Source organism: Ruegeria sp. CH6 (assembly GCF_056537005.1).
On sequence record NZ_JBQFQS010000004.1, the window covers coordinates 306,861 to 319,305 of the forward strand.

The 12,445-nt window shown below is 55.8% G+C and carries 8 protein-coding genes; all 8 read left to right on the top strand.

Translation table 11 applies throughout. From position 1 onward, the window contains the following. The first annotated feature begins 39 nt into the window (after positions 1–39). The 8 genes from sauS to ACR0CW_RS12295 all read left to right on the top strand — a co-directional run bounded on the left by sauS (position 40) and on the right by ACR0CW_RS12295 (position 12,360). A complete protein-coding gene (gene sauS / locus ACR0CW_RS12260; RefSeq protein ID WP_480788003.1) occupies positions 40–1,461 on the top strand; it encodes an acylating sulfoacetaldehyde dehydrogenase in 1,422 nt (473 codons plus the stop codon). Beyond that, positions 1,458–2,969 carry an AMP-binding protein gene (locus ACR0CW_RS12265; protein ID WP_480788004.1) on the top strand — a complete coding sequence of 504 codons (1,512 nt, stop codon included), beginning with the start codon at positions 1,458–1,460 and terminating at the stop codon, positions 2,967–2,969. The genes sauS and ACR0CW_RS12265 overlap by 4 nt, the downstream gene beginning before the upstream one ends. 362 nt (positions 2,970–3,331) lie before the next feature. Beyond that, a complete protein-coding gene (locus tag ACR0CW_RS12270; RefSeq protein WP_480788005.1) occupies positions 3,332–4,579 on the top strand; it encodes a glycosyltransferase family 2 protein in 1,248 nt (415 codons plus the stop codon). Then, on the top strand, positions 4,576–5,526 hold the full coding sequence (locus ACR0CW_RS12275) for a lysylphosphatidylglycerol synthase transmembrane domain-containing protein (protein WP_480788006.1): 951 nt from the start codon (positions 4,576–4,578) through the stop codon (positions 5,524–5,526). The genes ACR0CW_RS12270 and ACR0CW_RS12275 overlap by 4 nt, the downstream gene beginning before the upstream one ends. After that, complete coding sequence (locus ACR0CW_RS12280) at positions 5,523–7,688, top strand: glycosyltransferase (RefSeq protein ID WP_480788007.1); 2,166 nt, start codon at positions 5,523–5,525, stop codon at positions 7,686–7,688. Before ACR0CW_RS12275 ends, ACR0CW_RS12280 begins: the two co-directional genes overlap by 4 nt. Further along, positions 7,670–9,247, top strand: coding sequence for a B12-binding domain-containing radical SAM protein (locus ACR0CW_RS12285; protein WP_480788008.1), 1,578 nt, complete (start codon positions 7,670–7,672; stop codon positions 9,245–9,247). The genes ACR0CW_RS12280 and ACR0CW_RS12285 overlap by 19 nt, the downstream gene beginning before the upstream one ends. Further along, positions 9,244–10,962, top strand: a complete 1,719-nt coding sequence (locus tag ACR0CW_RS12290; RefSeq protein WP_480788009.1) for a DUF7055 domain-containing protein — start codon at positions 9,244–9,246, stop codon at positions 10,960–10,962. Before ACR0CW_RS12285 ends, ACR0CW_RS12290 begins: the two co-directional genes overlap by 4 nt. A 354-nt stretch (positions 10,963–11,316) precedes the next feature. After that, entirely contained in the window at positions 11,317–12,360 is a 1,044-nt protein-coding gene (locus ACR0CW_RS12295) for a hypothetical protein (RefSeq protein WP_480788010.1), read from the top strand. Positions 12,361–12,445: the final 85 nt, after the last annotated feature.

The following is a 12,445-nucleotide window of genomic DNA, read 5'->3' on the forward strand; positions in this document are numbered from 1 at the left end:
CGGGATCAATCCGCCCCGGACAATCAATCGAGGATCAAGATGAACGCTCCGAACGACATAGCCCCTGAGATTGCGGAAATTGACCGGATCGTGGCAGAGGCCCGCCAAGCCCAGATCGCTTTTGAGGCATCGGGCAGTCAAGCTCTCTATGACAAGGCGGCACTTGCAGCAGGCTGGGCGATCATGGAGCCCGCTCGAAACCAGATGCTTGCTGAACTGGCGGTGGAGACGACCGGTCTGGGCAACGTGCCAGACAAGATCACCAAGAACCACCGCAAGACGCTGGGCCTGCTGCGCGACATTGCTGAGGCAAAGACACACGGCGTCATCAGTGACGATCCTGAAACGGGAATTACCGAGATTGCCCGGCCCATCGGGGTCATTGGAGCGGTCGTACCCTCAACCAACCCTGCCGCGACGCCGGCGAATAACATCATCAACGCGCTAAAGGGCGGCAACGCAATCATCGTTGCCCCGTCACCTAAGGGGGTCGCCTCATGTGAACTGCTGCTGAGCTACATCCATACTGAATTCGACAAGTTGGGTTTGGATCGGAATTTGGTCCAGATGATCCCCGCGCCGGGTTCAAAGGCAAAAACCCAACGACTGATGGAAGCATGCGACCGGGTGATCTGCACCGGAAGCCAGAACAACGTACACCGCGCACAATCTTGCGGCACACCCGCAGTCGCCGTCGGCGCGGGCAATGTGACCGTGATTGTGGATGAAACCGCCGATCTTGTGGGCGCGGCGGCCAAAATCACGGCATCCAAGTGTTTTGACAACGCAACCTCGTGCTCATCCGAGAATGCGGTTGTCGTGGTAGATGCGGTCTATGACGACTTTGTTGCCGCGATGGCCGACGAGGGGGGAGCGTTAGTTCCGGCGTCAGACGCCGATGGTATCGTGGCACGGCTGTGGCCAGACGGACATCTCAACCGTTCGGCCATCGCACAGGACGCAGACAAGATGCTTGAAGCCCTGGGGATGGCAAACAAAGTTCCCGGTGACACCAGATTTCTGGCGGTCGAGACCGATGGGATCGGACCGGATCACCCCCTGTCCGGAGAGAAGCTCAGCCGGGTTCTGGCACTGTACAGGGCACCGGATTTCGAAACAGCCAAGGCACTGGCCACGCGGATATTGGAGTATCAGGGGGCGGGTCATTCGGTTGGAATTCACACATCCGATGACAACCGCGCAGTAGAATTGGGGCGCGATCTTCCCACCTGCCGGGTGATTGTGAATCAAGCTCACACCTTTGCGACAGGTGGCAGTTTCACCAATGGGATGCCGTTTTCCCTATCCATGGGATGCGGCAGCTGGGGCGGAAACTCCATCGATACCAATCTTCATTGGAGGCATTTCGTACAAACCACCAAAATCGTCCGCGAGATTGCGCCACGTGAACCGGAGCTGGATGAGATATTCGGCCAGTACTGGGCGGAGGCCGGTCGATGAACGAGCCACCAAAAGGAACCGTCCGTGACTGGCTGGACCTGCGGGCCGGGCAGGGCGGAATAGGCTTTGTGTTTCCTGACGGGGCGCCAGACCTGAGTTGGTCAGAGCTGCGTGACACCGCTCGCCGTATAGCGACTATGCTGACCGAAATGGGAGTGGCAAAAGGGGAAAGCATCGCCATCCTGTATCCAAACAGCCGAGAGGCATTGGAGGTTCTTTTTGGTATTCTATACGGCGGGCTCAGGGCGACCATGATCAATCTGGTCGCTGGCGACAGCGCGGTTTCCTATGCGCTGGAACATAGCGGCGCGCGATATGGATTTGTGCATCCGGGTCAGGCTGACCTGTTCGAGCGGACCGCAGATTCATCGACAATCACTGCATTGCAAGTTCCAACCACCGAGCCAGCGGCGACTGCGCTACATGATGTATCAGCGGGCGATCATGCGCTGTTGATGTACACATCGGGCACCACCGGGCGCCCGAAAGGGGTCGTGCACAGCCAAGCAAGCTTGTTGGCCGGTGGCTGGACGACGGCCATCGCCCACGAGTTGAGCGCAGCCGACCGCGGGTTTTGCGTTCTGCCGATCTATCACATCAACGGGCTTTGCGTGACCGTCATGGGTACACTCGTGTCCGGAGGTTCGCTGGCCATGTGTGAGAAATTTTCAGCGAGCCGTTTCTGGGGGAATCTGGTGCGGTCGCAGGCAACATGGTTCTCGGTTGTGCCCACCATCATATCGCACCTGTTGCATTCTGATATCGACCCCGATGACGAAACCCGCCAGCGCGTTCGCTTTGGCCGTTCGGCTTCGTCCGCATTGGCTCCCGATGTCCAGCAAGCATTTGAACATCGCTTTGGGATACCGATCGTTGAAACCATGGGCCTGACCGAGACGGCAGCGCAAATCCTGTCAAATCCGCTCCCGCCCGGTGTTCGCAAGATCGGCTCACCCGGTATCGCCTATGGGAACGAAGCAGCGATAGTTGACGCAAACCTGAAACAGGTGCCAGCCGGTACCGAGGGCGAGTTGGTCATTCGTGGGCCAAACGTGATGTTGGAATATCTCAGGAATGCTGATGCGACGGCGAGTACTTTCACTCCGGATGGTTGGTTGCGAACGGGTGATTTGGCGCGCATGGATGAAGACAGCTACGTCTATGTGACGGGGCGATTGAAAGAGCTGATCATCAAGGGTGGCGAGAATATTGCCCCTCGTGAGATTGACGAAGCGCTGTATTCCCACCCCGATGTCATTGAGGCTGCAGCCTTTGCCCGGCCCTGTAAAAGCTATGGCGAAACAGTTTCGGCAGCAGTCAAGATTCGAGACGGTTCAAACCTGACGCCGCTGGATCTGTTGGGCATATGTGAAAGCAGGTTGGGTAAGTTCAAATCGCCTGATGAGATTTACATATTGGCCGATTTGCCAAAGGGGCCATCCGGGAAGATTCAGCGAAACAGGATACTCGCATCGATCAATGAAAAGGCTGATGCAACGACGTCATAGGGTCTGGATCTTTTTAGGGTGTGAAATCGATGCCTCGGACGCTTCACAGCTTTTCTGAATCTCCGTGGCTCGCCATCTGCAGAGGGTGGCAGGCGTGGTAGTAGATACGGGCCGCCCGATGCCTGCGTAAGGTATTGTGATTAATGTATATTACGTCCACTAGGACCATGTTTCGGATGCGCGGGTTAAATGATCTGCAATGCTGTTGCGGTGACAATCGTTCGTCGTGTGCCGCTGGATGTGCTTGCTGAAGTCCCCGCCAAGCTCGAATTCGTCAGGTTGCGGTCACGATTTGGACGCAATTACCCTGTTTTTTAGCTTTTGTTGAATGAATCATACGGGCATCGGGAGCCTTCAGAGCAATGGTACCGCACGAAAACTCCGTCGCCATCGTCATGCCGTGCCTGAATGAGGCCGAGACTATCTCGGCCTGCGTCAGTCGCGCGCGTGAGGCGTTGGTGCTGCTAAAAGACGAGTACCAACTGACCGGGGAAGTAATCGTTGCTGACAACGGCAGCACGGATGGAAGTCAGAAACTGGCAGAAGATGCCGGTGCGCGCGTAGTCAATGTCCCGCAGCGCGGATACGGCGCTGCGCTGATCGGTGGATTTGCTGCAACCAACGCGGCCTATCTGGTCATGGGTGACAGCGATTGCTCTTACGATTTTGTCGAAGCCGTTCCGATGATCCAGCGCCTGATGGATGGTGCCGATCTGTGCATGGGTAACCGGTTCAGCGGTGAGATCAAACCAGGCGCGATGCCCTGGAAAAACCGCTATATCGGCAATCCTGCCCTATCGGGTATCCTTCGGTTCCTGTTCCGTACCGAGATCGGCGACGCGCATTGTGGTCTCCGTGCGATCAAAAAAGAGGCGTTGAACCGACTTAACCTGTCTTCGACGGGCATGGAGTTCGCGTCGGAGATGTTGCTGAAATCCGTGTTACGGAAATTCGCCATCGCCGAAGTTCCGATTACGTTGTCACCAGACGGGCGCGGACGCGCGCCGCACTTGAATCCGTGGCGTGACGGACTAAGGCACCTGATCTACATGCTGATGCTCAGCCCTACATGGCTGTTTTTGGTGCCTGCCCTTTTCCTGTTTGCCATCGGCTTTGCGATCACTGTGTTGCTGCAGTTGGGCGGTGACCAGGAAATGGTATTGATTGGTGGGTTCAAGTTCGGCGACCACTGGGCTGTTGTTGCCAGCGCATCGATGGTTCTGGCATCCCAGACCATTGTGCTGTGGCTGGCTGCGCTGATGGGCAGCTATCGTGATGAATTACGCGTTCCGACAGAAAGGGCGCGGTACTGGCTGGGCTTTTCCCGCCTGCAATACTGGATTCTCGGTGGCGCATCTCTGGCACTTATTGGTGCTTTTTGGGTTGCGACAATCACCACCGGCTGGATTGCGTCGAACTTCGGGTCTCTGAACGAAATGCGGCCACTGATCGCGGCCTTCACGATGATCATTATCGGCGTGCAGCTGTTCTTTTCGGGCTTTCTTCTTTCCATCGTTGCCGGAAACAGATCCCGCCATGATGCGGTTCTGCCTGCACGCGAAACGGCCATCTCTGGTCACAGCGCTGCGGCGCTCAATCAACCGGCATGACTTGGCTAAGATCAGTAGTGTTTCTGGTATTGTCGCTGGTCCTCGTGACCTGCGCGGTCCTTTGGAGTGGCCTCGACCTTCGTGATCTGGTGCGTCGTTTGTCTGACGCGCCGCAGTGGTTGCTGATCAGCTTTTTTGCGCTGACCGGTCTACAAATATCTATATCGGCGCTGAAATGGCGCATAGTCTTCCGCAAGATAACCCCTGATCAGGCGCCGCAGGAGTTTTCCTTTTTTCTGGCCTGCTCATCAGCTTCGGCGCTGTTGTCGCAATTGTTGACCACCTATGTTTCGTCGATCGTGGTTCGGGGTTGGGCCGGTCGCAGGTTCCACGATATTCCCTTTACTCGCGGGGCGGGCAGCTCGGTTTTCGAGCAGTTCTTTGACGTGGCTGTCCTGATATGTATGGCACTGGGAACCCTGATTACTTGGACCATTGGTGGTGGCGCAATAACATGGTTTGCCTGTACCATCAGTGTTCTCAGTCTAGGTATGCTGGCGTCCATGCAATTGGACCATCTGATCCCCGTATTGCGCAGGCTTCATCCAAGATTGGCAGAACATCCGGCTCTGCAGGATGATCGTGGTATCGCGCGGATATGTTCCGCGTCGACGGTATCCCAGCTTTATGGCCTGTCGGTCCTGCGCTATCTATCCATACTGGTCAAAGCGCCACTGGTTGTGATTGCCCTTGGGTACTCGATTTCGTCGCTGGACGCGGCCCAGGGCTTTACCATCGTTCAGACCACACAGCTTGCCGCATTCACGCCGGGAAATCTGGGCCTTCAGGAATGGGGCTGGTCCGGGGTATTGGCGTTTCTGGGGTATGGCTTTGAAAAGGCATTGGAGTTTGCGCTTGCACTGCGGGTCGTGGGTTTTGCCAGTATGACTATCATCGCGCCGCTTCTGATGGCCCCAGCGTTTACGAAACGGAAGGTGCTGGCATGACCGAAACGTCACAGCCACAGGCGACCGTTGTCGTTGTCGCCCGGAATGCCGCGCAGACAATCAGCATGTGCATGAGGTCACTGCATCAGCAAAACCGCGCACCGTCCGAGGTGATACTGGTTGATGACGGGTCGTCCGACGAGACGGTCAAGCTCGCCAATGAGGCCTTTCCCGGCCTTAGGGTCATCACCAGTGCCACGCGTTCGATCAGCAAGAACCGGAATGTCGGTTGGAGATCGGCCAGTACCGAGTTTGTTGCCTTTCTGGATGCGGATTGCGAAGCCCCTGCGCACTGGCTTGAGAACCTGCTGAATGCGGCAACTCGGCTCGACGTTGCCGCAGTGGGTGGAGGCAATGCACCGCCAGCGGGCCAGAGCGCACATTATGATGCGCTGGCCATAATGCTTTCATCCTATATGGGGTCACGCGGTTCTTTGCAGGGACAGATACCCATGTCTGAAGCAACGGTGCCGCATATTCCAACGCTCAATGTGCTGTACAAAAGAGAAGCGCTTGAACGGGCGGGCGGTTTCGACCCGCGTTTCGCGCGCATGGGAGAGGACGAAGACCTTTCCCGGCGGTTGCGTGACATCGGGCAGTCGCTGGTGGCAATTCCGGATGCAGTTGTCGTGCATCATCAGCGTGCTGATCTGAGAAGCTGGGCAAAGAACATGTACGCGTATGGAAAAGGCCGTACCTGGCTGATCAGACGTCACCCGAACGCCTGGTCGCCGGTGTTTCTTGTTCCGCCATTGGTGCTGCTGGTGCTGCCAATTTACTTGATCTGCATTGCAGTGGTTTCCCTAGCATTGTGCATTGGGGTTAGAAAACCGGCGCTTTGGCTGCGATTGACCGCCCTTTTTGCCATGACGCATCTTCCATACGGTTTGGGTCAGATCGCCGGGCTGTTCATCAGCGGCGACAATCTCGATGCGCGCCGCAAACGCTGTCGCGTTGGGATGATTGCGCTCAAGAACGCGGGAAACAAAGGGGATGAGGCAATTCTTTGCGCGGTGTCCGAACGGCTGGAGAAATTCCTGTCCCAGCCCGGAAATGCGGTGGACCCATATCTGATTGCCTTCGGACCAAGTGGAATTGACACCCGTCCGCTGCCCGCCAGCAAAGAAGCGCGGGAACGTGTCATTCTGGACGCGCTGGCCCCAGCCAGCAGTTCGCGAGCGGTTCAGCCCCTTACCCTTATACCTGATGCAATGCGCAGCCTTGTCGTGTTTTCGGGCTTTCAGGGCATCTTTATCTCGGGCGGGCAATGGTTGCATGATCTGAGCCTGCCCAAGCACGTGGTCGTCTGTTCGCTTTTTGCCTTTGGTCGGTTGTTTCGCACGCGAACCGGCGTGTTCTGTATCGGGGTCGGGCCATTGCAGCGAGGTTTTTCCCGCTGGTTGACGCGATGGGCTTTGGGCCGCCGATCCCTTGTCATTACCCGCGATGACGCCTCGACCAAGCTGCTGCAGGATTGTGGTCTGAGTCATGCAAGCACAGCAGCCGATCCGGCGCTTTTGCTGCCAACCTCACCGGTCACGGCATCTGCGAACCGCATACTGATATCCCCCTGCGCCTGGGCCAATTTCGAGAACCTGTATGAACTGGATCAGGCAAAGATCGATGAGAGCTTTCAGAACTGGACCAAACTGGTCACCCGATTGACCGAGGCCGGGCGCGAACTGGCCATGCTGCCGACCATGAATCCTGAAGATCGCGCCTTTGCCGAACAGATCGTCCAAAAGACGGGCTGCGACATCGAATGTATTGAAACCGAGGAACTACTGCCTTCTCAGGTGCAGGGCCATATCGCCGCATCGTCAGCGCTCATTTCAATGCGGCTTCATCCGGTGATTTTCGCCTCGAACAGCAGCACGCCGTTTGTTGCTCTGAACTACGCGGCCAAGGTCCGCGCCTTTTGCAAGCAGGCTGGGTACGAGGACCGTGTGGTTGAACTGAATGACCCCTGCTGGGCCGATACGGTGCTGCAAAAGCTTGACCAACCAACCAAAGATGCGGCCCAGATCTCGTCGATCCGGTCAACGCAGATCGCGGCCCTGAACTCGGGTTATCAACTGCTTGAACAATGGTTGTCTGGCGTGGGAAAGACATCAATACCCGCACACGGAAAGGGACCAACGCAATGCGAATCGCCTTTGTAAATCCGCCTCTCAGAGACTGGCGTTTTTCCAGGTCTCAACGCAGTCCCGGGGTGATCAAATCGGGGACGTTGTACTATCCCTATTGGTTGGCGCATGCCACTGCATTGGCAATGTCGCGAGGCCATGAATGTCTGTTGCTGGACTGCGCCGCTGACGAGCTGTCGCGCGAGGACACCATCGACAGATTGCGTGACTTCGACGCTGAACTGGTGGTGATCGAAACATCAACCCCCAGCGTTAACCATGATCTGGAAACCGTTGATCTGTTCAAGGCTACTCTGCCGCAGGCCAGGTTCTGCTGTACTGGAACCCATGTAACGGCTGAGTGGCAAGTGGCCCTGACCCAAAGCAAGGCCTTGGATTTTGTCGCGATTGGCGAATACGACTTTACCATATCCGAGCTTGCCGAGGCGCTTGAGCAGGGGCAGCCGATTTCGTCGGTTGACGGTCTGGCGTGGCGATCGGGCGATAGTTCGGAGCGGAGCGGTGATCGCACCCTGATCAGTGATATGAATGCGTTGCCTTGGGTGGCCCCGGTCTACAAGCAATTCCTGACACCTGAAAACTATCTGTTCACGATCGCGAACCAGCCCATGGTCATGCTGATCGGTGGTAGGGGCTGTAAGGCGCGGTGCTTTTTCTGCGTCTATCCGCAGGTGATGCATGGCCACAGCTATCGGTGTCGGTCGCCCGAAGATGTCGTAAACGAAATGAAGTGGATTCAGGACAACATGCCTGAAGTTCAGGAGATCGTTTTCGAGGATGACACCTTTACCTCAGACCGGGTCCGGGCACAGGAAATTGCCCGGCTGGTCAAAGAGGCCGGTATCACGCTGCCATGGTTTGCCAACATCCGCGTCAATGTCGATTACGAAACGTTGAAAGCCCTGAAAGAAGCCGGGCTTCGGCAATGTGCGACCGGGTTTGAATCCGGTGACCAGACCCTGCTGATCAACATGCGCAAGGGTCAGACATTGCAGCAACAAAAGGACTTTATGGAGAACTGCCGCAAGCTGGGTATTCTCGTCCACGGCTGCTTTATGGTTGGATTCCCCGGTGAAACAAAAGAGACGCTGGCCAAGACCCTTGAGCTGGCCAAAGAACTGAATCCCGACAGTGCCCAGTTCTATCCGGTGATGCCTTATCCGGGCACCGGTGCCTATGAATGGGCACAGGAGGGCGGTTATCTGGCCACAACCAATTTCGACGAATGGCTGAATCCCGATGGTCAGCACCGATGTGTTCTGGACCTGCCTGGCCTGTCGCCCAAGGATCTTGAGGATTTTTGCGAATACGCAGTGCGCAAGTTCCACTTCCGTCCGACCTATATGGTGCGCAAAGCGCTGCAGGCGGTTACAAATCCCAAGGAAGGCCTGCGTTCGGTAAACGCATTCAAGAATTTCCTGTTGTCGATCATCCGTGGTGACAAAGCGGTGACCAGTGCATTGCCGCCAAAGCAAACCGAAATTGACGAAGCCTGGAACGCTCGGACGCGGGTGCCGCGCGGACGGATGGAAATGATCGAAGGAAAGAAAAGCCAGCTTAAACGCGCCAGTTGAGTAAGACGTTGCAAGCCTCAGATCTGCAATACGCCCGTGCTGGTGAAACCAGTGACCCTATGCTGCGCTATCAGTGGGCCATACGTGTTGCACTATGCGCCAAGCTCGGCTTCTTGGTGTTCTTCGCGTTCAACACCCAGTTCGTGATGGACGAATTCTGGCAATTCGGGCAGTCTAAATATCTGGGCAATGGGTTCTTTGATACGATCTGGCCGGCCAAGGCGGTCGGCTATGCGGTGTTTTACAAACCGGCGCATTGGCTGGGTTGGGATGCGGTGTCGGCCATCATGATCGGCCGCTTGCAGACCGCTTTACTGGCCTGCGGAACGCTGGCCCTGCTGTATGGCATCGCGCGGAAACTGGGTCAGGACCGGGTACGCGCGTTGCTGGTCATTCTGCTGGCCCTCAGCTTTTCAACCTTTATCGAGCGGGTATTTCGTACCCGATCCGAGTCTCTGGCGCTGTTTTTCGCAACTGCTGCGCTGTATTGGATCGTGCCCCGAGACATATCTCGTGCAAAGACTATTCTGATCGCCGGATTGTTCAGCGGGCTTGCCTTCATCGCGACGCAAAAGGCGGTTTACTTCAATCTCGCGCTTGGCCTTGGACTGGTGGTTGAGGCGCTTTTGCGTCTGGATCTACTAACTGCACTTAGGCGCGGCCTAATGCTGGTCGCCGGGTGGGTCATTCCCATTCTTGTCTACAGCATCGCGTTCGGTGGCTGGGACAGTCTGACGATACTGACCTCTCTTTTCCAAGGTCCGCTCAGGGTCGCCACAAGCGGACATGTCTATTACACCACTTTGGGGATGTTTTATGGGCAGACGATCGAGCGAAATCTGCTTCCTTATCTGCTCGCCGCTTTTGGACTGCTGGCAAGTCTCTACAGATGGAGGACGCTGACGTCCGGGCATAGGGTTGCGCTGGTTTTCACCCTTGTCATGATCGTGCTGATTGCACGTCATAATCAGCCCTGGCCCTATGTGTTTATCATGGTGATCCCGTTTCTGTGCCTTTGGGCCCCGGCCACACTGGACTACGCGGCACGCGGCAAGTTTCAGGCCAAATTGATCCATGCGGTATGGATCGTTGCCGTTCTTCTCAGCTTTGCCCGCAACATCACGTATATTGAACACGACAACCGGGCTGAGATTGATCTCATCCGGCAGGTCGAAACTCTGCTTGGGCCCAACGAAAAGTACTTTGATGGTATCGGTATGCTGTCAAACCACGCGGAATCTCAGCGCCGGTGGCTTGATACGCGACAGGTTCACATCGCGAATACCGAAGGCGAAGCTTCGGACTTCATGCGCAAACTGCGTGCCGTACCGCCGCATTTGATCATTGACACCTACCGAACCCAAAAACTGCGCGAGCTGATGAAACCGTTTCTTAAAAACTCCTATGTTCGGGTTGCGCCGAACATTGGCATTCCGGGAGTTCGCTTATCGGATGTCAGCGAAGTGACGTTTGAAACGCCTCTTGAGCAGGAATTCGGACTGTTCGACAAAAGCGGGCAACCAGTGGCGGTGTCATTGTTGGTCGAGGACGAACCAGTGCAGCTACCGGTGTTGTTGCAACCAGGGCCAAATCGCGTGCGTTTGGATGGCGCTGTCGATTGGCCTGTTTTCCTGCTGCCTGCGCACAAACCATATTCCGGCCTCCATCCGATTCCTGCACCCGAGCCGATTTTTGTCAGGGTCTATGATTACTGAAACAAGCAAACGCCGCTCTTGCAGCGCTGTTTGCCTGATTGATACCACCCAACCTGCGGATTGATGAAACGGTCCAATTTGAACTTAGAATTCTCATAGTCGGACACGAGCCTTAATTTCACCACCTTCTCGGATGAGAGAAAATCCAAAGCATCAGTTCGGATCTTATTTATGACAATGAATTCAATCGTTTTGGTCGCAGGCTTATTCGCAATATTAGTGGGGTTACGGTCTCGCAATCCGCGGCCGGCAGAAATCGACCTGATCGCAAACCCACAAACCCGGCAGGGGACAATTGGCCTGTATTTGTTGCGTGGGCCTTACACATTCATTGACCCCAGCGCGGACCCAACGATGTTGTTTAGTTTCCGCTACGGCGAAAGTCCGTTTACTTTGAAAACGGTGGCTTGGGCACTTGGGCTATCCTCCGTCTTTGTGGTCAGTGCAATCTACTTGGGCTGGGCGCTTTTTGATATCACAACCTACGGAGCGTGGAGCTTTTTTAACGATGACGTTCCAGCGAACAAGCGTTGGTTTCAGGCAGCCATCAGCGTGCTGCCCATGTTTGCGTTTGTGGCGGCGGCAGTAGATCGGGACAAGCTGAGTGCCCGTTTCTTCGGGGGATCAGATACTTACTATGATCTGGCGTATCAGATCGGCTACGGTGTGTTTCTGATTGTGCATAGTCGGGTCTTCGAAAACACTGGGCTGTTTATGATGTCCGGTTTCCTGGTCACTTTGGTGCCGAACGAGCGCAAGATGGCCTTTGTGCTTGGGTTGGCTCTGTCTGCGGCATTTGTGTTGGGGTATCTGGGTAATCTGGGTGCGACCCACGGAGCGATGTTGATCTTCATCCTATTTATCGCCGTCAGTGCGTGGCTTGCGTTTGTCGCGATGGTCGAAATTCTCAGCGCGTTGCGATGGCATGATGCCGGTGATGTGGCCATCCTCGCCGGGCTGGTCTGCATTGCGGCGATCGGACTTGTGCTAGCGCTGATTATCCCGTTTCTGATGGTGTTCGTTCTCTATGCGATCTTGGTTTTGACACCTGAGAGCGTAAGTAACGACTGGGTGAACCTGGTAGGTCCGTTCCGTGAGGGTGGTGTTCCGGCTGCCATTGTGCTGAGCATTGCCTGTATTCCGCCCCTCCTGCCAACGTTGTGGATCATGTGCCGTGGTCTGGGTACGCTGATTGCCAGAAACACCCCCATGATGTCTCACTTCATTGCAGAACTTAAGGTGAGTGAAGGGCCCCTGAACCAATCAGGGTTTGACAATCTGATGCGCCCGTATCGCAATGCCAATGTGCTGGGTTTCGGAGTATCCACGGTAGCGACCTTTGCATTGCTGGCCGCTGCGTTGTGGATACTCAGCACCGTCTATACAGTGACTGGCTGAAGCCCTTCGGGCTTCGCCAACCGTTTCGGCAGTCGCTGCACCAGTTTTCGAAGCTTTGCGAGTCAAGTCAGCCGCATACGCAACA